General features: G+C 68.5%; 18 protein-coding genes. 10 read left to right on the top strand and 8 right to left on the bottom strand.

Annotation, left to right across the window (positions count from 1 at the left end):
- The first annotated feature begins 13 nt into the window (after window positions 1–13).
- The gene (bioB, locus tag HWX87_RS23580; protein ID WP_176049535.1) at window positions 14–1,033 is read left to right on the top strand and encodes a biotin synthase BioB; all 1,020 of its coding nucleotides are present in this window, start codon (window positions 14–16) and stop codon (window positions 1,031–1,033) included.
- 81 nt (window positions 1,034–1,114) lie between these two features.
- Here bioB and HWX87_RS23575 read toward each other — a convergent pair whose 3' ends face one another.
- Window positions 1,115–2,032, bottom strand: a complete 918-nt coding sequence (locus HWX87_RS23575; RefSeq protein ID WP_176049534.1) for a LysR family transcriptional regulator — start codon at window positions 2,030–2,032, stop codon at window positions 1,115–1,117.
- 259 nt (window positions 2,033–2,291) lie between these two features.
- Here HWX87_RS23575 and HWX87_RS23570 point away from each other — a divergent pair, with 259 nt between their 5' ends.
- The 6 genes from HWX87_RS23570 to HWX87_RS23545 all read left to right on the top strand — a co-directional run bounded on the left by HWX87_RS23570 (window position 2,292) and on the right by HWX87_RS23545 (window position 8,234).
- Window positions 2,292–3,074 (top strand): 5-oxoprolinase subunit PxpA, encoded by a 783-nt coding sequence (locus tag HWX87_RS23570; protein ID WP_176049533.1) that lies wholly within the window; start codon window positions 2,292–2,294, stop codon window positions 3,072–3,074.
- A 22-nt stretch (window positions 3,075–3,096) separates the two neighbouring features.
- Window positions 3,097–3,339, top strand: a complete 243-nt coding sequence (locus HWX87_RS23565) for an acetyl-CoA carboxylase (RefSeq protein ID WP_129513097.1) — start codon at window positions 3,097–3,099, stop codon at window positions 3,337–3,339.
- A 4-nt stretch (window positions 3,340–3,343) separates the two neighbouring features.
- Window positions 3,344–4,801 (top strand): acetyl-CoA carboxylase biotin carboxylase subunit, encoded by a 1,458-nt coding sequence (locus tag HWX87_RS23560; protein ID WP_176049532.1) that lies wholly within the window; start codon window positions 3,344–3,346, stop codon window positions 4,799–4,801.
- Entirely contained in the window at window positions 4,798–5,673 is an 876-nt protein-coding gene (locus HWX87_RS23555) for an allophanate hydrolase subunit 1 (protein ID WP_176049531.1), read from the top strand. Before HWX87_RS23560 ends, HWX87_RS23555 begins: the two co-directional genes overlap by 4 nt.
- Window positions 5,663–6,658, top strand: coding sequence for a biotin-dependent carboxyltransferase family protein (locus HWX87_RS23550; protein WP_176049530.1), 996 nt, complete (start codon window positions 5,663–5,665; stop codon window positions 6,656–6,658). Before HWX87_RS23555 ends, HWX87_RS23550 begins: the two co-directional genes overlap by 11 nt.
- Window positions 6,659–6,878: 220 nt before the next feature.
- A complete protein-coding gene (locus tag HWX87_RS23545) occupies window positions 6,879–8,234 on the top strand; it encodes an allantoin permease (protein ID WP_176049529.1) in 1,356 nt (451 codons plus the stop codon).
- 40 nt (window positions 8,235–8,274) lie between these two features.
- Here HWX87_RS23545 and HWX87_RS23540 read toward each other — a convergent pair whose 3' ends face one another.
- The 3 genes from HWX87_RS23540 to HWX87_RS23530 form a co-directional block, all read right to left on the bottom strand.
- A complete protein-coding gene (locus HWX87_RS23540; RefSeq protein ID WP_176049528.1) occupies window positions 8,275–9,363 on the bottom strand; it encodes a suppressor of fused domain protein in 1,089 nt (362 codons plus the stop codon).
- Window positions 9,364–9,435: 72 nt separating this feature from the next.
- Window positions 9,436–10,161 carry a copper homeostasis protein CutC gene (locus HWX87_RS23535; protein ID WP_176049527.1) on the bottom strand — a complete coding sequence of 242 codons (726 nt, stop codon included), beginning with the start codon at window positions 10,159–10,161 and terminating at the stop codon, window positions 9,436–9,438.
- A 131-nt stretch (window positions 10,162–10,292) separates the two neighbouring features.
- Complete coding sequence (locus tag HWX87_RS23530; RefSeq protein ID WP_176049526.1) at window positions 10,293–11,579, bottom strand: EAL domain-containing protein; 1,287 nt, start codon at window positions 11,577–11,579, stop codon at window positions 10,293–10,295.
- Between the two features lie 296 nt (window positions 11,580–11,875).
- On the opposite strand from HWX87_RS23530, the gene HWX87_RS23525 reads away from it, so the two are divergent.
- Window positions 11,876–13,543 carry a Na+/H+ antiporter gene (locus HWX87_RS23525; RefSeq protein ID WP_176049525.1) on the top strand — a complete coding sequence of 556 codons (1,668 nt, stop codon included), beginning with the start codon at window positions 11,876–11,878 and terminating at the stop codon, window positions 13,541–13,543.
- 91 nt (window positions 13,544–13,634) lie between these two features.
- Here HWX87_RS23525 and HWX87_RS23520 read toward each other — a convergent pair whose 3' ends face one another.
- Window positions 13,635–17,207, bottom strand: coding sequence for an indolepyruvate ferredoxin oxidoreductase family protein (locus HWX87_RS23520; protein ID WP_176049524.1), 3,573 nt, complete (start codon window positions 17,205–17,207; stop codon window positions 13,635–13,637).
- Window positions 17,208–19,194: 1,987 nt separating this feature from the next.
- Window positions 19,195–19,752 (bottom strand): DapH/DapD/GlmU-related protein, encoded by a 558-nt coding sequence (locus HWX87_RS23515; protein WP_176049523.1) that lies wholly within the window; start codon window positions 19,750–19,752, stop codon window positions 19,195–19,197.
- Window positions 19,753–20,111: 359 nt separating this feature from the next.
- On the opposite strand from HWX87_RS23515, the gene HWX87_RS23510 reads away from it, so the two are divergent.
- On the top strand, window positions 20,112–20,726 hold the full coding sequence (locus HWX87_RS23510) for a glutathione S-transferase family protein (protein WP_175843797.1): 615 nt from the start codon (window positions 20,112–20,114) through the stop codon (window positions 20,724–20,726).
- Window positions 20,727–20,751: 25 nt separating this feature from the next.
- Here the strand turns inward: HWX87_RS23510 and HWX87_RS23505 are convergent, their stop codons facing one another.
- Window positions 20,752–21,720 (bottom strand): ion channel, encoded by a 969-nt coding sequence (locus HWX87_RS23505; RefSeq protein ID WP_176049522.1) that lies wholly within the window; start codon window positions 21,718–21,720, stop codon window positions 20,752–20,754.
- A 168-nt stretch (window positions 21,721–21,888) separates the two neighbouring features.
- Window positions 21,889–22,908 (bottom strand): sulfate ABC transporter substrate-binding protein, encoded by a 1,020-nt coding sequence (locus HWX87_RS23500; protein WP_176049521.1) that lies wholly within the window; start codon window positions 22,906–22,908, stop codon window positions 21,889–21,891.
- Window positions 22,909–23,359: 451 nt separating this feature from the next.
- Between HWX87_RS23500 and dapA the strand changes: the two genes are divergently transcribed.
- Complete coding sequence (dapA, locus tag HWX87_RS23490; protein WP_176049520.1) at window positions 23,360–24,253, top strand: 4-hydroxy-tetrahydrodipicolinate synthase; 894 nt, start codon at window positions 23,360–23,362, stop codon at window positions 24,251–24,253.
- Window positions 24,254–24,273: the final 20 nt, after the last annotated feature.

Genomic DNA, 24,273 nt, shown 5'->3' with positions numbered 1-24,273 from the left:
ACAGGAAACCGAAATGACCCAAGCCCAGACCGCCGCCGTGCAACCCGACGCGATTCCCGTGGCTGCACCGGCCTCGCAGCGCTGGCGCGTCGCCGACGTCGTCGCGCTGTTCGCACTGCCGTTCAACGACCTGCTGTTCCGCGCGCAGCAGGTGCATCGCGAGCACTTCGACGCGAACGCGGTGCAGCTGTCGACGCTGCTGTCGATCAAGACGGGCGGCTGCGAGGAAGATTGCGGCTACTGCTCGCAGTCGTCGCATCACGACACGGGCCTGAAGGCCGAGAAGCTGATGGACGTCGACGCGGTACTCGACGCCGCGCGCGCGGCGAAGGCGAACGGCGCGAGCCGCTTCTGCATGGGCGCCGCGTGGCGCAACCCGAAGGAGCGTCACATGCCGGCGCTGACCGAGATGGTGCGCGGCGTGAAGGAACTCGGCCTCGAAACCTGCATGACGCTCGGCATGCTCGAGGACGAACAGGCGCAGCAGCTCGCGACCGCAGGCCTCGACTACTACAACCACAACCTCGACACGTCGCCGGAGTTCTACGGCCAGGTGATCTCGACGCGTACGTACCAGGACCGCCTCGACACGCTCGACCGCGTGCGTGACGCCGGCATCAACGTGTGCTGCGGCGGCATCATCGGGATGGGCGAATCGCGCCGCGAACGCGCGGGCCTGATCTCGCAGCTCGCGAACCTGAACCCGTATCCGGATTCGGTGCCGATCAACAACCTCGTCGCGATCGAAGGCACGCCGCTCGAAGGCACCGCGCCGCTCGACCCGTTCGAGTTCGTGCGCACGATCGCGGTTGCGCGCATCACGATGCCGAAGGCTGTCGTGCGCCTGTCGGCCGGCCGCGAGCAGCTCGACGACGGGCTGCAGGCGATGTGCTTCCTCGCCGGCGCGAACTCGATGTTCTACGGCGACCAGCTGCTGACGACCAGCAACCCGCAATCGCAGAAGGACCGCGCGCTGTTCGAACGCCTCGGCATCCGCGCGAGCGACGCGGACGCGATGTCGGCGAACGCGTAAGCGCAACGCACGGCGGATGCGTCCGTCACACGAACAAGCCGGGATGCGTCCCGGCTTTTTTCATGCGGGTTCGCCGCGCACTCAGGTCGCGCCGCCCAGCGCGCGCGGCTCCATGAACGTGTGCCTGAAGTAGTCGCGCACCGCGTGCATCGCGGGGCTCAACTCGATGTTCTTGCGCCACGCGAGGCCGACGCTCATCGGCGGCACCGGGTCGCGCAGCACGATCGTCTCGATACGCCGCCCTTCGAGCGACCACGGGCGATACACCATGTCGGACAGGATCGCGACGCCGCTGCCGTTCGCGACCATGCTGCGCACGGCCTCGACCGACGACGTGCGCAGGATCACGTTCGGCCGGTACGGCGTCTCGTTCCAGTAGCGCAGCGCCGTCTGTCCGGCCTCGTCGACCGTCAGCATCACGAACGGCTCGTGTGCGACCTCCGCGAACGTGACGCTCTCGCGCCTGAGCAGCGGATGATGCGCGCCGACCCACAGCCGGCGCACCGAATGGATCACCGGCTCCAGCACGAGCTCGGGATTCGACACGTTCGACGTGAGCAGCACGGCCATGTCGTAGCGGCCCGCGATGAGCCCCTCCTCGATCGACTCGCGGTTCAGTTCATGCAGGTGGATCGTCAGGCGCGGATAGAGCGTCTTCAACCGCAGCACGTGATGCGGCAGGAAGTAGCCGAGCACCGTGTAGCTCGCGGCGATCGCAAGCGTGCCGGTCAGCGTGCTTTCGAGGTTCGGGATCCGCATCGCCTCGTCGACCGACGACAGGATCGTGTACGCATGATTGAGAAAGCGCCGCCCGGTATCCGTGAGCGTCACGCCCGCCGACGTGCGCAGGAACAGCTGCGTGCCGAGGCTGTCCTCCAGCTCCTTGATGGCGCTCGTCACCGCCGACTGCGAGATCGTGAGCTGGATCGCGGCCTGCGAGATCTGTCCGAGCTCGGCGGTCGCGACGAAGTACTTGAGCTGTCTGAGCGTCAGGGCCATGTCCGGTGGAAAACTGATGGGTACACGGCAAACATCATATCAACCGCCCCGCCGGCGGCAATCCGTGGTCGCCCGACCCGCGCACACGGGCCTGTGGCGGCGCTGCGCGGTCGACTCGCGCGATATCTGAAAAATCGATACGGTCGCATATAAAAATAGAACTATTTTGACGCACCCCGCACGGCTAACCTGCGTTCAACACGGTTTCGGCCCGCGCCCCAGCGCAAGCGAGACCGGAGAACCTGGAGGAACGAACCGTATGAGGAAGCACAGTGTCGACCTGAATTCCGACATGGGCGAGGGTTTCGGCCCGTGGACGATCGGCGACGGCGTCGACGAGCAGATCATGCCGCTCATCAGCTCGGCGAACATCGCTACCGGTTTTCATGCCGGCGATCCGAACATCATGGCGCGCACGGTGCAGCTCGCGCGCGACGCCGGCGTCGGGATCGGCGCGCATCCGGGCTTTCGCGATCTGGTCGGCTTCGGCCGCCGCACGATCACCGAAACGCCGCAGGCGCTCGTCCACGACATCCTGTACCAGCTCGGCGCGCTGCGCGAGTTCGCGCGCCTGAACGGCGTGAGCCTGCAGCACGTCAAGCCGCACGGCGCGCTCTACATGCATGCGGCATCCAGTGAAGCGTTCTCGCGGCTGCTGATCGAGACGCTGCAGCGCGTCGACCCCGGCCTGTGGCTGTACTGCATGGAGGCGTCGGTCACCTATCGCGTGGCAATGGAGTACGAACAGCCGGTGATCCGCGAGTTCTACGCCGACCGCGACTACGACCGCAGCGGCTCGATCGTGTTCACGCGCCGCGTCGGCCGCCTCGACCCGCAGCAGATCGCCGACAAGGTGCTGCGCGCGTGCATCGACGGCAAGGTGCGCACGATCGACGGCGACGACATCGACATCGATTTCGATTCGGTCTGCATCCACAGCGACACGCCGGGCGCGCTCGACCTCGTCCGCGCGACGCGCGATGCGCTGGTCCGCGAAGGCATCCGGACCGCGGGCCCGCGACCGCTCGCCGCCCATCACTGAACCCGATTCAAGGAGACGCCAGATGGCATTGCACGATATCGTCAGCCCGTTGCCGGGCACGTTCTACCGGCGCCCGTCGCCCGATGCGGCCTACTACGTCGCGGTCGATGCGACGGTCGCCGCGGGCGCCGTGGTCGGCCTCGTCGAAGTGATGAAGCAGTTCACCGAGATCGAAGCCGACGCGGCCGGCCGCGTCGTCGAGCTGCTCGTCGAGGACGGCGAACCGGTCGACGCGGGCCAGGTACTGATGCGGATCGAGGGGTGACGCGATGACGCCGGCAACCTCCCCCGATACGTTCTATCGCCCGTCGCGGATCAAGACCGTGCTGGTCGCGAATCGCGGCGAGATCGCGGTGCGCGTGATCCGCGCGGCGCGCGAACTCGGCATGCGCGCGGTCGCCGTGGTCAGCGACGCCGACCGCGACAGCCTCGCCGCACGCATGGCCGACGAGGCGATCCACATCGGCTCGTCGCATGCGGCGAAAAGCTATCTGAATCCCGCCGCGATCCTCGACGCCGCGCGGCAATGCGGCGCGGACGCGATCCACCCCGGCTACGGCTTCCTGTCCGAAAATGCCGCGTTCGCCGCGCAGGTCGAGGCGGCCGGGCTGATCTTCGTCGGGCCGGACTCGCGGGTCATCGCGACGATGGGCGACAAGGCGCGCGCCCGCGACACCGCGCGACGCGCGAACGTGCCGACGGTGCCCGGCAGCGACGGCGTCGTGCAGTCGCTCGACGAGGCCCGGGCGGTCGCCGCGCGCATCGGCTATCCGATCATGATCAAGGCGGCCGCGGGCGGCGGCGGGCGCGGCATCCGCGTCGCGCACGACGCCGCGCAGCTCGACGCCGAGCTGCCGCTCGCGCAGCGCGAGGCGCAGGCCGCGTTCGGCGACGGCGGCGTCTATCTCGAACGCTTCATCGCGCGCGCCCGGCACATCGAGGTGCAGGTGCTCGGCGACGGCCGCAACGTCGTCCATCTGTTCGAGCGCGAATGCTCGCTGCAGCGACGCCGCCAGAAGATCCTCGAGGAAGCGCCGTCGCCGTCGCTCACGCCGGCGCAGCGCGACGCGCTGTGCACGTCGGCCACGCGCCTCGCGCGCGAAGTCGGCTATCGCAGTGCGGGCACGCTCGAATACCTGTTCGACGACGCGCGCGGCGAGTTCTACTTCATCGAGATGAACACGCGCATCCAGGTCGAGCATCCGGTGACCGAGGCGATCACCGGCATCGATCTCGTGCGCGAGACGCTGCGCATCGCCGACGGCGAGCCGCTGCGGTTCGCGCAGCCGGACATCGCGATGCGCGGCGCGGCGCTCGAATGCCGGATCAACGCGGAAGATCCGCTGCAGGATTTCCGCCCGAATCCCGGCCGGATCGACGAACTGGTGTGGCCGACCGGCCCCGGTGTGCGCGTCGATTCGCTGCTCTATCCGGGTTACGTCGTGCCGCCGTTCTACGATTCGCTGCTCGCGAAGCTGATCGTGCACGACGAGAGCCGCGCGGCCGCGCTGCGGCGCCTGTCCCGTGCGCTCGGCGAGCTGCACGTCGGCGGCCTGAAGACCACCGCGCCGCTGCACGCCGCGCTGCTCGCGGACGACGACGTGCGCGCGGGCCGCTATCACACGAATTTTCTCGAAGCATGGATGCCGCAATGGCGCGAGGCCGCGACGGCCGCCGCCCGGCAGCCCGAAACCGCGGACGCAGCGCGCGTCGGGGAGGCCCTGTGACGACCCGTTATACGTTCGGCGGCGACGAGTTCGTGTTCGTCGAGATCAGCGAGGCGATGTCGCTCGACGCCTTCTTCAAGGGCACGGCGATCACGCGCGAGCTGCAGCGGCGCGCGGTGCCGGGCATCACCGAGATCTGCCCGGCGAACGCGTCCTACCAGGTGCGCTACGACCCGGACGTGATCGAGCCCGACGCGCTCGTCGCGCTGCTGAAGACGATCGAGGCCGAGGTCGGCGACGCGCCGCTGGAACTCGACACGCGCATCGTCGAGGTGCCGGTGCTCTACAACGACCCGTGGACGCACGAGACGCTGATGCGGTTTCGCGAGCGTCACCAGGACCCGTCGTCGACCGATCTCGAATATGCGGCGCGGATCAACGGCAAGCGCGACATCGACGACTTCATCGCCGCGCACTCGGGTTCGCCGTGGTTCGTGTCGATGGTCGGCTTCGTCGCGGGCCTGCCGTTCATGTACCAGATGGTCGAGCGCGAACGCCAGCTCGAAGTGCCGAAATACCTGCGCCCGCGCACCGACACGCCGAAGCTGACGGTCGGTCACGGCGGCTGCTTCGGCTGCATCTATTCGGTACGCGGCGCGGGCGGCTACCAGATGTTCGGCGTGACGCCGGCGCCGATCTTCGATCCCGCGCAGCAGCTCGACTACCTGCGCGACTTCATGGTGTTCTTCCGGCCCGGCGACATCGTGAAGTTCCAGCCGATCGATCGCGACGCCTATGACGCCGCGGTGGCGGCCGTCGAAGCGGGCACGTTCTCGCTGCGCGTGCGCCCCGTGAAATTCTCGCTCGACGCGTTCCTGCGCGATCCCGATGCGGTCAACCGTTCTCTCGTCGAGGTGCTGCATGCCAGCTGACGCGCACAACCTGATCGAGGTCATCAAGCCCGGCCTCGCGACGTCGGTCCAGGATACGGGCCGGCAAGGCTACTACCACGTCGGCATCCCGCCGTCGGGCTCGCTCGACCAGTACGCGTCGCGCGCGGCGAACCTGCTGGTCGGCAATCCCGAACAGGCGGCCGTGCTCGAATGCACGCTGCTCGGCCCGGAGCTGCTGTTCCATGCGGACGCGCTCGTCGCCGTCACGGGCGCCGAGATGACGCCGAAGATCGACGGCGTCGGGCAGTGCTGCAACATCGCGCTGCGCATCCGTGCGGGCAGCGTGCTGTCGTTCAACTACGTGAAGGGCGGCGCGCGGGCCTACGTGGCCGTCGCGGGCGGCATCGACGTGCCGGTCGTGCTCGGCAGCCGCTCGACCTACACGCTCGGCGCGATCGGCGGCCACGCGGGCCGGCGCCTGCAGAAGGGCGACCGGCTGCCGATCGGCGCCGCGCGCGGCATGCATCGCGAAGGGCGCGAGCTGCCGGCGGCGGTCGTCCGGCCGCTCGACAGCCAGGTCGAACTGCGCGTGCTGACGGGCCTGTACCACTACCGGCTCACCGACGCATCGGCGCACACGTTCTTCGACGACGAATGGACGGTCGCGCCCGAAGCCGACCGCATCGGCTACCGCTACAAGAACGGGCGAGCGCTGCAGTTCCGGCCGCGCGAACAGCCGTTCGGCGCGGGCGCCGATCCGTCGAACATCGTCGACGCGTGTTATCCGATCGGCTCGATCCAGGTGCCGGCCGGGCTCGAGCCGATCATCCTGCATCGCGACGCGGTGTCGGGCGGCGGCTACGCGACGATCGGCACCGTCATCAGCGCCGACATGGACCTGATCGGCCAGATGCAGCCGAACCATCGCGCGCGCTTCGTGCGCGTGACGATGGCCGATGCGCTCGCGGCGCGCCGCGAGTACCAGCGGCGCCTCGCGCTGCTGCGCGCCGTGCTGCAGGACTGAGCGCCGGGCGCCCGGCCACCGTGCCGGGTGCCGTTCGCGGCCTTCCTCTTTCATCCCTCGCTTTCGTTTCCCGCCCGCGCGGCCGCGCGCGGCGCGGCGGGGACGCTTGCGCGCCGTTTCTGCCGGACCGGTTGCCCGCCCGACGTCGGGGCAACCCTGCGGATCGTACCTGCCGCGGCCCAGACGTCGTCCGCTGTTTTGCTCATCGAGGAGCACGTTCATGGCCAACCTGGCTCAGGCCCGCACCGACGAGGATCTCGACCTGTCGACGCTCGCCATTCCCGATCACGCGCGCATGCCGCCCTTCTCGCTGACGATGGCGTGGTGGGCCGTCTGCAGCGCGGTGTTCTACATCGTCGTCGGCGCGACGCTCGCGCTCACCTACGGCGCACGCAACGCGCTGATCGGCATGGCGCTGTCGGTCGTGTCGTACGGCGTCGTCAATTCGATCATCAGCCGCTATGCGATTCGCACCGGCCTGTCGGTCGCGCTGTTCTCGCGCGTGCTGTTCGGCAGCGCGGGGGCCGCGCTCGCGACGCTGATCTTCTTCGCGACGGCGATCTACTACGCGGTGTTCGAGGGCTCCGTGATCGCGGTCGCCGCGCATCACCAGTTTCCGGCGCTCGAGTACAAGTGGGCCGCGCTGATCGTCGTCTGCTACAGCGTGCCGCTCGTGTTCGGCAGCGTGCAGCACTGGCTCGACAAGTTCAACGGCGTGCTGCTGCCGTTCTACCTGCTCGGGCTGCTCGCGGCGGTCGGGCTCGCGACGGCCGAGTACGGCTATCACGCCGCATGGCTCGATTTCGGGCCGGCGGGCGGCGCGCCGGCCGGCGGCTGGTGGCAGTGCTTCGTCTACTACATGGGCGTGTGGGTGCTGATGATGTTCACGTTCGACTACGCGCGCTTCGGCCGCAAGGAGGACGCCCGCTATCACGGCCGCTTCAACTTCGGGATGCCGTTCTATCTCGTCACGTTCCTCGTCAACGGCGCGGCCGGCATCTATCTCGTCAGCACGATTCCCGGGCTCGGCACGCTGTCGGAAGTGTCGGTCGTACTCGCGCTGCTGAAGCTGATGGGCGTGTGGGGGCTGCTGTTCGTGTGGGTCACGCAGTCGCGCATCAACACCGCGAACTACTACCTCGCGACCGTCAACATGCAGGCGTTCTTCCAGAAGGTCGCCGGGCTGCGCGCGCCGAAGTTCGTGTGGGCGCTCGTGGTCGGCGCGGTCGTCTATGCGCTGATGATGGCCGACATCTTCTCGCGGATCCTGCAGGCGCTCGCGTACCAGGGGATCTTCGTCGTCGCGTGGGTCGGTGTCGCGCTCGCGCACATCCTGTCGGCGCGCTACGGGCAGCTCGTCGGCGACGATGTCGAATGCCGCGACGCGCATGTGCCGGTGTTCAACCCGGGCGGGCTGACCGCGTGGTTCGCGGGCGCGTTCGCGGGGCTCGCACTGAACCAGGCGACCGGGTTCGCCGCGTCGCTGTCGGCGCCGGCGACCTTCGTCGTGTCGTGGGTCGTCTATCGCGCACTGCTCGGCACCGCGAAGCGGACCTGGTTCGTGCGGAATACGTGACGCCGCCGCGCCCGTGGCAGCGCGACGGCGCGGCAGCGGCTTAGCCGATCGTCTGCACCGGATTGCCCTTCGCGTCGCGGATCACCGTCTTCTCGACGCGCCAGCGCACGCCGTCGAGCCCGTCGATCGCATACTCGCCGGCACGCGGCTTCAGCGTACGCGCCAGCGCCTGCACCGTCGCGTCGGTCAGGCGCAGGGTGAGCGTGCCGTCTTCGTCGGTCACGCCGTTCGCATCGCCGTGCACGAACCGCACCGCGCCGTCGTGACCGACCAGGCGGAACGGGCGGTCGAACGGCAGCCGCAACGGCAGCAACGCGACGAGTTCCTCGACCTGCCGCGCGCCGACGGCGATCTCGATCACGGGCGCGCGCAGCAGCCGCTTGCGCGTGTCCCATCCGAGCACGTCGGTGAACAGGTAGCCGCTCGCCGAGCCGTCGCGCTGCGTGCCGGCGTCGACCTGCTCGCGCACGTCCGCGCGCTCGAGCAGCGACGCGCGGCCGAGATCGGTCACCCAGAGCGGCATGTGCGGCGCCAGCGTGTCGAGCAGCGCGCGCGTGCGCCAGCGCTTCGCTGCACGCTCTTCGTCGAGCGTCAGCCCGACCACCTGCAGGAACGCGAGGCGGCCGTGCGGCGTGTCGATCGCCGGCAGTTCCGGATCGAACGCGAAACCCATCGAGCAGAGCGCCGTGCCGGTATCGAGCGCGATCGGTCCGTTGGCCGTCATCCAGTGGCCGTCGTCGAATGCGTTGCCGCTCTGGAACACGTAGCGCGCGAGATTCTGCAGGAAGCTGAACACCCAGCGCGGCGGCTCTGCGTCGCCGGCCGCGCACGCGACGCGCATCGTCAGCTCGAACCCGAAGCCGCTGACGGCCGGATCGTCGGACTCCTTCGCATACAGCTCGCTCAACCCGTACGTGACGAAATGCCAGTGCGGGACGGGCTCCGCGCGCTTCCACACGCTGATCCCGTCGAGCGGATCGGGACCGCCGAGCCGCCACTTGACCAGCGTGCCGTAGTGCTTCGGCTCCTGGCCCGGATAGAGGCGGGCGAGCGCGCCGTCGATCGCGTCCCAGCCGGGCGCGGTGTCATCGTCCGCGCCGCCCTGCTCGTCCTGTGTTGCGTCGGTCATGCGGCCCTCTCTCGCGATTCATGTTCTGTTGCGTGGCGCCGGCGTGTGCGGCAGCGGCCGCCGCCGGGCACGTCACACGTGCGCCGCCGCGCCGTCGAGCGCCGCGCGCACGCGCTCGACGCGCTGTTCGTCGACGGGCGCCAGCACCTCGCCGCGCGGCCGCACGCCCGAGCCGAAATGCACCGCACGCACGCCGGTCGCACGGACGAAATCGCCGACCGCGTCGATCGTGAGCCCGGAGCCTGCCAGCACCGTGCAGGTCGAGCCGGCCGCCTGCCGCACCAGCCGCGTGATCGTCGCGACCGCGTCGAGCACCGACGGATGGCCGCCCGACGTCAGCACCGACGTGACGGCCGGTACGCGCAGCAACGCGTCGAACGCGGCGTTGAGATCGCGCGCGACGTCGAACGCGCGGTGGAACGTGAGCGAACGGCCATCGGCGGCGGCCGCGACGCGGGCCAGCGCGCCGAGATCGACGTCGCCGCGCGCGTCGAGCGCGCCGAACACGACACCGTTCGCACCGGCCGCGACGGCCGCGCGCACGTCGCGCTCGATCACGCGCAGGTCGTCGGCGTCATAGACGAACGACCGGCTGTGCGGGCGCACGATCACGTTGACGGGAATCGGCACGGCGGCCACGACGGCCTCGATCAGGCCGACGCTCGGCGTCAGCCCGCCTTCGGTGATCGCGGTCACGAGTTCGAGGCGGTCGGCGCCCGCGCGGGCGGCGGCCTTCGCATCGCCGACGGTCGTGGCGATCACTTCGAGGAGGACGGAAGAAGCGGCGTTTCGGTTCATGGGCGGCCCGCGAATCGTCAGGACAATTCGCGCATCCTAGCCGAGCCGCGCGACAGGCGCCAGCGTGCTGGCCGGCGCGTACGTCAGCCGCGCCGCCGCGCCCCCGGTCGCCGCATGCGATCCGAGCGGCGCTAGCCGGCGTCCGCTTCGTCGTCGACCCAGTCGATATCGCCGCACAGCACGCGCTGCGCATCGCCGACGCGCACGGCCACCGACAGCGTCACGCACGGCTGCGCCTCGTTGATCGACAGGTACGGCCGCGTGACCTGCACGCGGCCCGGCTCGGCGATCGCCGAACGGAAATACGGCCGGCGCAGCCAGTTCGCGCCCTGCGCGTCCGCGAGCGGCGAGAAGCGCGCCTCGGCGAGCGCGCGATCGGCGCGCAGCACGACGTTGCGGCCCGACTGGCGGCCGTGCGCGTCGAGCAGGAAGCAGCGCGCGGCCGCATCGAGCGCGAGGAAGTTCCAGCACACCTCGTCGAGCGGCTCGCCAGCCGCGAGCCGCTCGGCCGCCCGCTCGAACGCGCGCAGGTACGGCGCGAGCCGCTGCGCGTCCCGCCGCTCGCGTGCTTCGGTCTGTTGACGAAAGCGCTCGGTCAGCTCGCCGATGCAGCCCGTCGCGGTCGCGCTGTCGGGCAGCCCCGGCGCCGGGCGCCCAAAGTAGTAGCCCTGCACGAAATCGGCCTCGCACGACAGCGCGATCTGCGCCTCGTGCTCGGTCTCGATCCCTTCGACGAGCACGAGCTTGCCGGCCTCGTGCAGCAGCGTGACGAGCCCGTGCAGGATCGCGGTGAGCCCCGTGCGGTGCGCCGCGTGCGACAGCATGATCCGGTCGAGCTTCACGATGTCCGGGTTCAACTGCCAGATCCGTTCGAGGTTCGAATGACCGGCGCCGAAATCGTCGAGCGCGATCAGGAAGCCGTGCGTGCGGAATTCGCGCACGGCCTCCGCGAGCCGCTCGACGTCTTCCGCGCGCTGTTCGAGCACTTCGAGCACGATGCGGCGCGGCGGCATGCCGAGCCGCTTCAGGTTCGCGAGCAGCGCGGCGGCCTGGAACGGGTCGGTCAGCACGCCCGGATGGACGTTGAGGAACAGCCACTCGCGCTCGGCGCCGAGCAGTGCGAAGTTCTCGAGATGCAGCGCCTGCGCGAGCCGGTCGAGCTGCAGCAGTTCGCCCTGGCGCGCGGCTTCGCCGAACACGTCGAGCGGCGACACCGCGCGGTCGAGCGCATCGTGCGCGCGCAACAGCGCCTCGTAGCCGACCGCACGCTGGTGCGACAGGCTGAATATCGGCTGGAACACGGTCGTCAGCGTCAGGTCGCGATGCTGCGTGGCCAGACGTTCGAAGCCGGAACTCATCTCCCGCTCGAACCGGTACGGCGACGCGGCGGACGGACGCTCCTGTTGAACGATCGTCATGCCTTCCTCCTGGTGATGCCTTCGCACGTGCCGCCCGGCGAAGCGGACGGCGCGTGCAATGTCATGGTTGGACCCTCGGTTGCCCAGTCGATGCCGGACGGCTGCCCACCTTCAAGCAAGCTCCGTGCAAGGTGCCGCCAACCCGTACGCCATGCGGCTGCACCGGGCCATCGCACCACCGTGGCGCACGCCCGATGCACCATCTTCGTGCGCACGCACCGGCCACTCGAGCGCAGCCGTCACGTCAGCACGCTACACTCCGTACGATCGTTTCATTCCCCGTATTCGCCGTATCGATGGAAATCGTCTTCACAGTCCTGATCCTGCTGCTGACCGTCGCGCTGTCCGGCGCCGTCACGCGCATCCTGCCATTGCAATTGCCGCTGCCGCTGATGCAGATCGCGTTCGGCGCGATGCTCGCGTGGCCGAAGCTGAACCTGCACGTCACGTTCGACCCCGAAATCTTCATGCTGCTGTTCATTCCGCCGCTGCTGTTCGCGGACGGCTGGCGGATTCCGAAACGCGAGCTGTACCTGCAGCGCCGCGCGATCCTGATGCTCGCGTTCGGGCTCGTGTTCATGACGGTACTCGCAGTGGGCTACTTCGCGCATTGGCTGATTCCCGAGTTGCCGCTGCCGATCGCGTTCGCGCTCGCGGCCGTGCTGTCGCCGACCGACGCGGTCGCGCTGTCCGGCATCGCGGGCAAGGGCCGGATCCCGCCGCAACTGATGCACATCCTCGAAGGCGAGGCGCTGATGAACGACGCGTCGGGCCTCGTCGCGCTGAAGTTCGCGATCGCGGCCGCGCTGACGGGCGTGTTTTCGCTGCGCGCCGCGTCGGTCACGTTCGTGATCGTCGCCGCCGGCGGGCTCGCGACGGGCGCGATCGTGTCGTGGGTGTTCAGTGCGCTGTCGACACGCTTCCTGAACGCCGAGCAGGAAGGCGACCCGGCCCCCGGCATCGTGATGACGCTGCTCGTGCCGTTCGCGGCCTACCTGTTCGCCGAACATCTCGACCTGTCGGGCGTGCTCGCGGCCGTATCGGCCGGGATGATGATGAATTACACGAGCTTCTCGCGCAAAAGCACCGTCGCGTCGCGCGTACGCGCCGAAAGCACGTGGGCGATGATCGAGTTCGTGTTCAACGGCATGGTGTTCATCATGCTCGGGCTGCAGTTGCCGCACATCATCGGCCGCGCGCTCGTCGACGCGCACCATACGAGCGACGCGCTGGTCGGCCGGATGATCTTCAACGTGTGCGCGATGATGCTCGCGCTGTATGCGATCCGCTTCACGTGGGTGTGGCTGCTGCGGTGGTTCGCGAGCCGCCGCGCCGCGCGCCAGGGCCTCGCGGGCACGATGGCCGGCGTGCGCACGATCGCGGTGATGACGGTCGGCGGCGTGCGCGGCGCCGTCACGCTCGCCGGCGTGCTGTCGATTCCCGTCGCGCTGTCCGACGGCGCACCGCTGCCGGGGCGCGACACGGCGATCTTCGTCGCGTCGGCCGTGATCCTCGGCTCGCTGATCGTCGCGGTGATCGGGCTGCCGCTGCTGTTGCGCGGCGTGCGTTCGACGCGCAACCCGCTCGGCGACGAGGAGCGCGTCGCACGCTCGGCTGCCGCGCAGGCCGCGATCCGCGCGATCGACTCGTCGCACGATGCCATCTCGGCCGATCTCGACGAATCGGGCGCGGCGCGCTGCGCGGACATCTCCGCGCGCGTGATGGACCAGTATCGCCGCCGGCTCTCCGCGCTGGCCGAGGACGGCCCCACGCCGCGCGCGGAAGCGAAGCAGGCCGAAACGATGGAGCTGCAGATGCGGATCGCGGCCGTCCGCGCGGAACGCTCGGCGCTGTACCGGCTGCGCGGCGACAGCAAGATTTCCGACGAGACGCTGACGAAGCTGCTCCGCGAGATCGACCTGTCGGAAACCGCGCTGTCGACACGCAAGAAAGGCATTCTTTGACGCGTGGGCGGCTGCCGGCGCGCAACAGCCGAGACGCATAAAAAACGGCGACGCACGAGCGTCGCCGTTTTCACATCCACGCGCGTTCGCGTTATTTCGCGACGACGACCGGAATCCCCTTCAGCATCCCCGCGCCCTTCATCTCGTCGAGCGCGTGCTGCACTGCCGCGCTGGTCACCGCATCGATGCCGAGCGCCAGCGCGAGTTCGCGCTCCGCGCGCTTCACGCCGGCCAGGTTGCGCACCTTCACGTGACCGAAGCCGCGCACGCGCGCGTGCAGGTCGGCCAGTTGCGCGACCTGCGCCGCATTGCCGGCCGTCATTGCGGCGAACGCACGCGCAAGCGTCGTCTCGTAGTCGCCGGCGAGCGCGCGCTCCATCTTGCGCTCGACGGTGCGGCCGAACGGATCGAGCCACGTGCCGCGCAGGCTGCGCACGCGCGCCAGCACGCCGAACACCGGCCACATCCACTGGCCGAACACACGCTTCTTCGGCGTGCTGCCGTCGCTACCGGCCTTCGCGACCGTCGGCGGCGCGAGGTTGAACTTCACGCGGTACGCCTGCCCCGGCACGCCTTCGAACTGCGCTTCGAGCGCCGTGCGGAATGCGTCGTCGGTGTACAGCCGCGCGACTTCGTATTCGTCCTTGACCGCGAGCAGCCGGTAGAACGTCGTCGCGACCGCGCGCGTCAGCGCGTCGTCGCCTTTCGCGCGTGCGGCGTTCACGAGCGCACGGTAGCGCTCGACGTAACGCGCACCGCCGTACGCGTCGAGCCGCGCTTCGCGATCGGCGATCAGTTCGGCGAGCGTCTCCGGCGCGGCGTGCGTGGCCACCGCGTGACGTGCATTCCACAACGCGTCGAGGCCCGCTGCGTCGCCGGCCGCCATCCGGCCGATCGAGAACGCGAGCTTGTTCATCGGCACCGCGACGTTGTTCAGCTCGATCGCGCGCATCATCGCGGCGAGCGATACCGGCACGAGGCCGAGCTGCCATGCGTAGCCGAGCATCAGGATGTTCGCGCCGATCGAATCGCCGAGGAACTTCGCGGCGAGCGCCTGCGCGTCGCAGCTCGACAAGTAGCCGTCGCCGGCCGCGTGGTGCATCTTCTCGAGCAGCGCGTCCGCATGCAGGTTCGCGTCCGGGTTCTGCACGAACGACGCGTTCGGGATCCGGTGCGTGTTGACGACGATCCGCGTGCGCTCGTGACGCACCGTCTGCAGCGCATCCGCGCTCGCGCCGACGACCATGTCGCACGCGAGCAGCACGTCGGCCTGCTGCGTGTCGATGCGCACCTGGTTCAGCCACCGGTCGCTCGACGCGATCCGCACGAACGACAGCACCGAGCCACCCTTCTGCGCGAAGCCCATGAAGTCGAGCACCGATGCGCTCTTGCCTTCGAGGTGCGCGGCCATGCTGATCAGCGCGCCGACCGTCACGACGCCCGTGCCGCCGACGCCCGTCACGAGCATGTCGAACGGCGCGGCGTCGAGATGCGTCGCCGGCACCGGCAGCCCGTCGACGCGCGCGGCGAGCGCCGCTTCGTCGAACGCCGCGCCGGCGGCCTTCTTCAGCGCCGCGCCCTCGACCGTCACGAAGCTCGGGCAGAAGCCGTTCACGCACGAATAGTCCTTGTTGCACGATGACTGGTCGATGCGGCGCTTGCGGCCGAGCGGCGTCTCGAGCGGCTCGACCGACAGGCAGTTCGACTGCACGCCGCAGTCGCCGCAACCTTCGCACACCGCGTCGTTGATGAACAGGCGCTTGTCCGGATCGGGGAATTCGCCTTTCTTGCGGCGGCGGCGCTTCTCGGCCGCGCAGGTCTGGTCGTAGATCAGCACGGTGACGCCCGGCGTCTCGCGCAACTCGCGCTGCACCGTGTCGAGCTCGCTGCGGTGATGGAAGGTCGTGCCCGTCGGGAACTGCCCGTGATGGCCGTCGTACTTCTCCGGCTCGTCGGACACGACGACGAAGCGCGACACGCCTTCCGCCTCGACCTGCCGCGCGATCTGCGGCACCGAGATGCTGCCGTCGACCGGCTGGCCGCCCGTCATCGCCACCGCGTCGTTGTAGAGGATCTTGTACGTGATGTTCGCTTTCGCGGCGACCGCCTGGCGGATCGCGAGGATGCCCGAGTGGAAGTAGGTGCCGTCGCCGAGGTTCTGGAACACGTGCTTCGTGTTGGTGAACATCGCGTGCGCGGCCCAGTCGACGCCCTCGCCGCCCATCTGGATCAGCCCCGTCGTGTCGCGCTCCATCCACGACGCCATGAAGTGGCAGCCGATGCCGGCCTGCGCGATCGAGCCTTCCGGCACCTTCGTCGACGTGTTGTGCGGGCAGCCCGAGCAGAAGTACGGCGTGCGCTTCACCGCGTCGGCCTCGTTCGACAGGATCTGCGGCGCGACGAGATCGACGACGCGTTCGCGGCGGTCGAGCGCCGGCTTGTGGCGCGCGAGCCAGTCGGCGAACACCGGCAGGATGCGCGACGGGCGCAGTTCACCGAGTTCGGACAGCAGGCATGCGCCGGCGGCGTCGTGCTTGCCGAGCACGCGCGGGCGCGCGCCTTCGGTGCGGTTGTACAGGTAGTCCTTGATCTGCTGCTCGATGACCGGGCCCTTCTCCTCGATCACGAGCACTTCGGCGAGCCCGTCGACGAAGGTCTCGATGCGCGTCATTTCGAGCGGATACGACAGGCCGACCTTGTAGATCCGCACGCCGGCCGCGTCGAGATCGGCGACCGTCAGGTCGAGGCGGCGCAGCGCTTCCATCAGGTCGAGGTGCGCCTTGCCGCAGGTCACGATGCCGACGTTCGCCTGCGCGCTCGGCGCGATCCACTTGTCGATGCTGTGGGTGCGCGCGAAATGGCGCACCGCGTCGAGCTTCGCGGCGAGGCGCGCCTCGATCGTCAGGCTCGGCAGGTCGGGCCAGCGATTGTGCAGGCCACCCGGCGGCGGCGTGTAGCCCTCGGGCGCCGGCCACTGCGTCTGCAGCGCGTCGAGGTCGACGGTCGAACCCGATTCGACCGTTTCCGAGATCGCCTTGAAGCCGACCCATGCACCCGAGTAGCGCGACAGCGCCCAGCCGTACAGGCCGAATTCGAGCATGTCGGCGATGTTCGCCGGGTTCACGACCGGCATGTGCCACGCGATCATCGCGAAGTCGCTCTGGTGCGGCATCGACGACGATACGCAGCCGTGATCGTCGCCCGCCACCACCAGCACGCCGCCGTGCGGCGAGGAACCGTATGCGTTGCCGTGCTTCAGCGCATCGCCCGCGCGATCGACGCCCGGGCCCTTGCCGTACCACATCGCATACACGCCCTCGACCGTGCGCTCGGGATCGGCCTCGACGCGCTGCGTGCCGAGTACGGCCGTGCCGCCGAGTTCCTCGTTGATCGCGGGCAGGAAGCGCACGCCGCCAGCGTCGAGCAGTTTTTTCGCCTTCCACAGCTGCTGGTCGACCATGCCGAGCGGCGAACCGCGATAGCCGCTGACGAAGCCGGCCGTGTTGAGCCCCTGTTCGGCGTCGACCGCGCGCTGCATCAGCAGCAGGCGAACCAGCGCCTGCGTGCCGGTCAGGAAGATCCGGCCGCGCGTCGCGGTCAGGTTGTCGGTCAGTCGGTAGTCGGACAGGGCAGGCGTGCCATCGACGGGCAGGCGGGCGGTCATGGGGGATGTCTCCGGATTGTGCTGTTCTGGGCTGCGCGGCGGGGCGTCGGGCGACGCGTGGGGGCCGGCAGCGAATGGCTCTATTTTTTCGTGCGCAGCCGAGAATGTTTTTTCTCATCTTGCTCGGTCGGGGCTGTAGCGAGAAAAACTGCGCAGGTTTTTGCCGGGATTTGAGAGAGTTTTCGCGCGCGGTGGCGTCGGGCGGGTTGGCGGGCATCGCGGCGGCCGGGTGGCTCGCCGGGAAACCGGTGCGCGCTCGATGGCGCCGCCGCGGCCGCGCCGCGGGTGCTCGAGCCCCGTGTGGCAAGGGTTTCGGGCGCTTCCGGCGGTCATCCTCACCGTTGATTTGCACAGTGTTCAGATTGGTCGGGGGCGCCGGATGTCCACAACGATGCGCTTCTCTGCCGACCGGGCTCGCGCGCTCACCGTTCGATTGCACAGCGTTTCGAGTGGCGTCGGAGCAGGGATGTCCACACCCGGAACCGGCATGCGGTTCGCCCGGGCGCGCATGCTCACCGTTGGAATTCACAGCGCGGCGAGTGGGTTCTGGCGGTGGATATCCACATCCAGGCCTGCCCGTTTCGTCGATCCGCTGCGCCCTTCACCGTTCGAATACACAGGGTCGAGAGTGGCCGGTGGAGCCGGATATCCACAACGGAAAGAATCGGCCGATCGAGCGAGGAAGCGCGTTTCAACGCGTACCGGCTGGTGGCAATCCTTGCCGCCAGCGGCTTGTCACCCGATCAGCCACCGACTCTCACCGTCGAAATACACAGTGCCGCAAGTCGTTTCCGCGGCCGGACATCGACATCGGAGAGAATCGGCCGATCGAGCGAGGAAGCGTGTTTCAACGCGTACCGGCTGGCGGCAATCCTTGCCGCCAGCGGCTTGTCACCCGATCAGCCACCGACGCTCACCGTCGATATACACAGTGCCGCGAGTCGTTTCGGCGGCCGGATATCCACATCGGAGAGAATCGTTGGATCGAGCGCAGAAGCGCGTTTCAAAGCACACCGGCGGGCGGCAACCCCTGCCGCCAGCGGCTTGTCACGCGATCAGCCACCGACGCTCACCGTCGATATACACAGTGCCGCGAGTCGTTTCCGCGGCCGGATATCCACATCGGAGAGAATCGGCCGATCGAGCGCGGAAGCGCGTTTCAAAGCGCACCGGCTGGCGGCAATCCCTGCCGCGAGCGGCCTGTCGCCCGATCGGCCACCGACGCTCACCGTCGAATTACACAGTGCCGCAAGTCGTTTCGGCGGCCGGATATCCACACTGCAACGCGCACGGCGCTCCTGATCGGGCACGTGCCCCGGGCGACGTCGTCGGCCGGACAGCCGCGTCCGGACGGGCCTCCGGCCAATCGGATGCTCATACTCACCATTGCATTCCACAGCGTGTCGAGTCGCTTGAGAGATCGCGAATGCGCGATGAAATTCGCACGTTTCGGACCACGTGCTCGCGCTCGCCGTTAGAATGCACGACCCTTCGATCGGGATCCGGACCCGGATGCCGACGTCGCGACGCACGCGTGGCCTAGCCACACATTCGCGCGTTCCGTTAGAATGCGCGGCGCCCCGAATCGCGGCAAAGGCCGGGGAGCCTTGCTGGATCTGGCGCAGCGCGATCGGGCGTCGATGCTCACCGTTGGATTTCACAGCATTTCGCTTCGTCTCGTGGCGAGTTGTCCACACCCCTCTTCACGTATTGCGCGACATCCGGCGATCCTCACCGGTGAAATCCACAGCGCGGCGAGTCGTTTCGGGGCGGGGATATCCACAACCGGTTGCGCGACGAGATCGCAATGTCCACGTCGGCGAACGCCTCGGTGCACCGCATCCGGGGAAAGCCGGAAAGGCTTGCCCGGACGGCCTCGGCGGCACCCTCACCATTCAAATGCACAGCGTTTCGAGTCGCCGTGGGGCGGGTTGTCCACATCCGTCCGACGATGCCCGTCGCGCCGACAGGTGCTTCCGAGCGGAGGCTATTCCGCAATCGACCGGATGACGGTCGCAGGATTGCCGCCGACCAGCGTGTTCGGCGGAACGTCGCGCGTGACGACCGCAGCGGCCGCGACGACCGAATTCTCGCCGACCGTCACGCCGCCGATGATCGTCGCGCCGGCGCCGATCCATACATTCCGTTCGATCACGATCGGCTTCGCGACGACGCAGTCGCGCCGCCGCGTAGGCTCGACCGGATGACCGGACGTGATCAGGCTGACGTTCGGGCCGATCATCACGTCGTCGCCGATCTCGAGCCCCCCCAGATCGTAGAACGTGCAGTTCTGGTTGACGAACACGTTGCGCCCGAGCTTCATGCCGGTGCCGCCCGTCGCATGAAACGGCGGGATCAGCACGAAGCCGTCGTCCACCTGCGTGCCGATCAGCTCGCCGAACAAGGCGCGCACTTCCGCGGCATCGTCGAACGTCAGACGGTTGAGCCGCGCGGTGATCGCCATCGCTCGCCTGACCTCGGCCACCATGGCCGCCGATTCGGGCGTTCTTCGCGGAATGATCGTGGTGCGATCGTCGTTTGCCATGCGTGACTTGTCTCCAGTGATTTCCGTGTTTCGCGATGCGTCGGCGGTCGTGGTCGAATGCCGATGTGGTCATGTGCAAGGATGCTGCTGGATCGGCGGCGCCCATGGGAAGTGATGCCGCTTTCCGTCAGGATTTCCACTCACTTCAATAACTAGTCTATATATAACTAGTTATTGATTACCCCCTTGTGCCATCGGGCTTTGCCCGATTTTCTGTCCGACTCACGCTCGACATACAACGCCTCCAACGGTCTCGCTCGGCCGGGCGCCCTAGCCGGGCGCCCCTGTCCGAACCTCCTGCGCTCGGGTACGCTTGAGCATCGACGGGACCGACACCTGCACCCAAACGCGGAGGCGCGATGAAGCTCTACTACTGGCCGAAGACCCGGGCATTCCGGGCGTTGTGGATGCTCGAGGAAATCGGCGTGGTGTACGAACTCGTGCCGATCGACCTGCGCTCGCACGAGCAGGGCAGCGACGCATTCGTGCAGGTCAATCCGATGGCCAAGCTGCCCGCGCTCGACGACGGCAGCGCGCCGTTCGCCGAATCGGGCGCCGTGCTGCTCTACCTCGCCGACTGCTGCCCGGGCGCCGGACTCGGCATCGCGCCCGACGATCCGCTGCGCGGCCGTTTCCTCCAATGGATGTTCTTCACGCCGACCTGCCTCGAACCGGCGATGGCCGAGAAATTCACCGGCGCGTCGGGCAATCCGGTCGCGTTCGGCTGGGGCAACATCACGCGCGTGCAGCGCGCACTCGCGCAAGCGCTCGCCCACAACCCGTGGCTCGTCGGCGACCGTTTCACCGCGGCCGACCTGCTGCTCGCCAGCACGTTGAAGATCGCGTTCGACGCACATTTGCTGCCGCACGAAGGCGTGCTCGGCGACTACGTCGCACGCGCCGAGGATCGCGACGCGTTCCGTCGCGCCGTCGCGATCGAACAACGCGAAGCGGCGCGGTTGCTGCACGCGTGACGCTCGTGGGGGGCGGGCCCCTCGATCACGCCGATCCGGCCGGCCCCTGCGCCGACGCGCCCGCTTCGACCACCACACCCGGCGATCCGCGCTCGTCGGTGTCGACGTCGATCGGCACGACTTCGTGAAAATGCGTGTAGTCGATGTGCGTGATGCCGTCTTCGTCGTGCATCAGGTCGACATAGCGGTGACGCCAGCGGATCTCGCCATGCGCCCACGAGTGACGCGCCTGCATGACCTGCGCGGTCGTTTCGTCCGAGCCCTCGATCGTGATCAGCAACGACGCGTCGCGCGCGGCGAGCGATTCGGGCGTCTCGCCGAACAGCGCGCTCGATTCGTCGATCACGTGCATCAGGTTCCAGCCGAGCAGGAAGATCGGGTGCTCGCTGCGCACGAGCGCCAGGTCATGGATCTTGCGCAGCGAGTAACCCTCGTGCGTGCCTTCGACGCGCATCAGCCGCAACTTCGCCTGCGCCTCGGCAATCACGTTCTGGCGCGCATTCGCGGCGCGCACCATCAGCGTCATCCGGCCGTTCAGCGGCCGGATGATCGCGTTGCGCGCGAACAGGATCTTCGCCTGCGGCCGCGAAAAGCGCGCGAACACGAGCCCCGTGGCCAATGCGATGCTCGACATCCCGACGAAGATCTCGAACGTCGCGACGAGGTGCGCATAAACGGTCTGCGGATGCATGTCGCCGTAGCCGACGGTCGCGAGCGTCTCGACGCTGAAGAAGAACGCGCCGCCGAAGCCGGCCGGCGACTGGTTCGCGATCGGCGTGTTGCCGAGCAGGTAGAGCGTCGCGAAGCCGGCGTTGAGCAGCAGGAACAGCACCGCGAGCGACAGGAAGAATACGGGCCAGCTCACCGTCAGCGCGCGATGGTAGAAATCGCGCCAGCCGAGCGGCGGCATCCCGTACGCGATCACCGGGCGGGTGCCCGACCAGATCTTGCGGCCACGGCCGCGGGGGGCTGGGGAGGACGAATCGACGTTCATCGCGCGGCGCCGGTTGCAGGAAGGCGATGAGCGTAGCACGCGCGGCGGCGGCCGGGAATGCGTGCGGGCGCGGACCGGCAATCCGCCGCGCGATGCCGCAAAAAAAGCCGGCCGCGTATGCGGCCGGCTGCGTCGTCATCGTGCGGACCGGCGCGATGCGCGCCGCGGTCACTTCCGGTCGACGATCACCTGGTCGAACGTGCCGCCGTCGGCGAAATGGGTCTTCTGCGCGTTCGCCCAGCTGCCGAAAACCTGCTCGACGCTGAACGTCTTCAGCGCCTTGAACTCGGCCGCATGCTTTTTCAGGACGTTCGCATCGCGTGGGCGCAGATGGTGTTGCGCGATGATCTCCTGCGCTTCCGGCGTGTACAGGTAATCGAGATACGCCTGCGCGACCTTGCGCGTGCCCTTCTTGTCGACGACCTTGTCGACGACGGCGACGGGCGGTTCCGCCAGGATGCTCGCCGACGGATACACGGCGTCGAACTGTGCGCCCGATGCGCCGGTGTCCATCAGCGCGACTTCGTTCTCGAACGTGACGAGCACGTCGCCGATGCCGCGCTGCGTGAACGTCGTCGTCGCACCGCGGCCGCCCGAGTCGAGCACCGGCACGTTGCGGAAGATCGCCTTCTCGAAGTCGAGCGCCTGCTGGTCGGTCGCGCCCTTCTGCTTCTGGAAGCCCCACGCGGCGAGATACGCATAACGGCCGTTGCCCGACGTCTTCGGGTTCGCGATGATCACCTGGACACCCGGCTTCGCGAGATCGCTCCAGTCCTTGATCGCCTTCGGATTGCCCTTGCGCACGAGGAACACCATCGTGGTCGAGTACGGCGAACTGTTGTCCGCGAAGCGTGCGCGCCAGTCCTTCGACAGCAGCTGGCCGCGCTCGGCGAGCAGGTCGATGTCGTTCGGCTGGTTCATCGTCACGACGTCGGCCTGCAGCCCCTGCAGCACCGACAGCGCCTGCGCGCTCGACGCGCCGTGCGACTGCTTGATCGTGACGGTCTCGCCGGTCTTCTGCTTGTACGCAGCGGCGAAGCTCGTGTTGATGTCCTTGTACAGCTCGCGCGTCACGTCGTACGACACGTTCAGGATCGACGTATCCGCATGCGCAGCCGTCGCCGCCACGACCAGCGCCGCCGCCGCGCCCGTGTGCAGCCAGCGGCCGATCCCCTTGATGCTTGCCATCGTGATATGCCCCGTTTCCAGTGGTGGTGAATGTGCGTGACGGCACGCGTACGCGCTGTCATCGAAACGTAAGCGGGCATTCTAGCGGCCGGGCACGGCGCGCTTTCCAATCAGTCGTGGAAAGCAAATCTCGAATCCTGCTAAACGGCGGCGGACGCTCGCGCGCGCCGCCGATCCGGTGTTAAGATCGCCGCTCAGCCCACTCACGGTTCATCCATGTCCGCTACCCTGCGCTCGCTCCCGATCCTCGCCGCCGTCGCGGCAGGTACGCGCGCGGCCGGGCTGAAACAGAAAAAACGACTCCTCGACTGACGGGGACGTCGCGTCCCGTCAGGCGAATGCCGGACGGGATGCCCGCAGGTCGTTTCATTCTCCTTGCACGCATGCCTCGCTCCGGCCCTCCGCCGGCGGAACGGTTCCTTCCCACTCCGTTTCCACCATGAGGCTTTGCATGAACACACGTTTCGAAGGTATCTGGCTGCCGATCATCACGCCGTTTCACCACGGCGAAGTCGACCATGCGGCGCTCGCGCGGCTTGCGTGTCACTATGCGGGCGCGGGCATCGCGGGTTTCGTCGCGGGCGCGACGACCGGTGAAGGCGTGCTGCTCGACGCGCGCGAACAGGATGCGGTGTTCGCGACGCTGCGCGACGCGGCGCCCGGGCTGCCGATCGTCGTCGGGCTGACCGCGAGCGCGACGCACTTCGCGGCCGCACGCGCACGCGAACTCGCCGCGCTGCGGCCCGACGGGCTGCTCGTCACGCCGCCCGTGTACGTGCGGCCGACGCAGGACGGCATCCGCCGCCATGTCGAGGCGATCGTCGACGCGGCCGACCTGCCGGTGCTCGTCTACAACATCCCGTACCGCACCGGCGTGAACGTCGAACTGGACACGCTGCAGGCGCTCGCGAGCGACTCGCGCGTCGCCGGCATCAAGGAATGCGGCGGCACGCTCGACCGGATGAGCCGGCTCGTGCACGACACGCCGCTCGCGATCCTGTCCGGCGACGACAACCAGAACTTCGCGGCGATGTGCGCCGGTGCGCACGGCGCGATCGCGAGCAGCGCGCATGTGCTGCCCGAATGGCATGTGCGCATCCATGCGCTGCTGCGCGACGGGCGGCTCGCCGACGCGCGGCGCCTGTCGGTCGCGCTGCAACCGCTGGTCGCGGCGCTGTTCGCGGAGCCGAACCCGGCACCGGTGAAGGCCGTGCTCGCCGCGCAAGGGTGGTGCGAGGACGGGTTGCGGCTACCGTTCGTGCCCGCGAGTGAAGGGTTGCGGGAGCGGCTGGCAACGATCTGTGCGGCGCTCGAAGCAATCGAGCCGGACGTCGCAGCGGCATAAACCGCTACGCCGCGCATGGC

Origin of the sequence: Burkholderia sp. BCC1644 (assembly GCF_902833225.1) — a bacterium.
Lineage (GTDB): Bacteria > Pseudomonadota > Gammaproteobacteria > Burkholderiales > Burkholderiaceae > Burkholderia.
The sequence above is the reverse complement of the archived record's forward strand: the minus strand, read 5'-3'. Positions and strand labels throughout refer to the sequence as shown.

Bases quoted from the DNA above. Each gene is read 5' to 3' on its own strand.
- HWX87_RS23530 (WP_176049526.1), bottom strand. From the start codon at position 11,579: ATGACGATCGTTCAACAGGAGCGTCCGTCCGCCGCGTCGCCGTACCGG.
- HWX87_RS23550 (WP_176049530.1), top strand. From the start codon at position 5,663: ATGCCAGCTGACGCGCACAACCTGATCGAGGTCATCAAGCCCGGCCTC.
- HWX87_RS23520 (WP_176049524.1), bottom strand. From the start codon at position 17,207: ATGACCGCCCGCCTGCCCGTCGATGGCACGCCTGCCCTGTCCGACTAC.
- HWX87_RS23565 (WP_129513097.1), top strand. From the start codon at position 3,097: ATGGCATTGCACGATATCGTCAGCCCGTTGCCGGGCACGTTCTACCGG.
- HWX87_RS23545 (WP_176049529.1), top strand. From the start codon at position 6,879: ATGGCCAACCTGGCTCAGGCCCGCACCGACGAGGATCTCGACCTGTCG.
- HWX87_RS23515 (WP_176049523.1), bottom strand. From the start codon at position 19,752: ATGGCAAACGACGATCGCACCACGATCATTCCGCGAAGAACGCCCGAA.
- HWX87_RS23560 (WP_176049532.1), top strand. From the start codon at position 3,344: ATGACGCCGGCAACCTCCCCCGATACGTTCTATCGCCCGTCGCGGATC.
- HWX87_RS23525 (WP_176049525.1), top strand. From the start codon at position 11,876: ATGGAAATCGTCTTCACAGTCCTGATCCTGCTGCTGACCGTCGCGCTG.
- HWX87_RS23500 (WP_176049521.1), bottom strand. From the start codon at position 22,908: ATGGCAAGCATCAAGGGGATCGGCCGCTGGCTGCACACGGGCGCGGCG.
- dapA (WP_176049520.1), top strand. From the start codon at position 23,360: ATGAACACACGTTTCGAAGGTATCTGGCTGCCGATCATCACGCCGTTT.
- HWX87_RS23540 (WP_176049528.1), bottom strand. From the start codon at position 9,363: ATGACCGACGCAACACAGGACGAGCAGGGCGGCGCGGACGATGACACC.
- bioB (WP_176049535.1), top strand. From the start codon at position 14: ATGACCCAAGCCCAGACCGCCGCCGTGCAACCCGACGCGATTCCCGTG.
- HWX87_RS23505 (WP_176049522.1), bottom strand. From the start codon at position 21,720: ATGAACGTCGATTCGTCCTCCCCAGCCCCCCGCGGCCGTGGCCGCAAG.
- HWX87_RS23575 (WP_176049534.1), bottom strand. From the start codon at position 2,032: ATGGCCCTGACGCTCAGACAGCTCAAGTACTTCGTCGCGACCGCCGAG.
- HWX87_RS23570 (WP_176049533.1), top strand. From the start codon at position 2,292: ATGAGGAAGCACAGTGTCGACCTGAATTCCGACATGGGCGAGGGTTTC.
- HWX87_RS23510 (WP_175843797.1), top strand. From the start codon at position 20,112: ATGAAGCTCTACTACTGGCCGAAGACCCGGGCATTCCGGGCGTTGTGG.
- HWX87_RS23535 (WP_176049527.1), bottom strand. From the start codon at position 10,161: ATGAACCGAAACGCCGCTTCTTCCGTCCTCCTCGAAGTGATCGCCACG.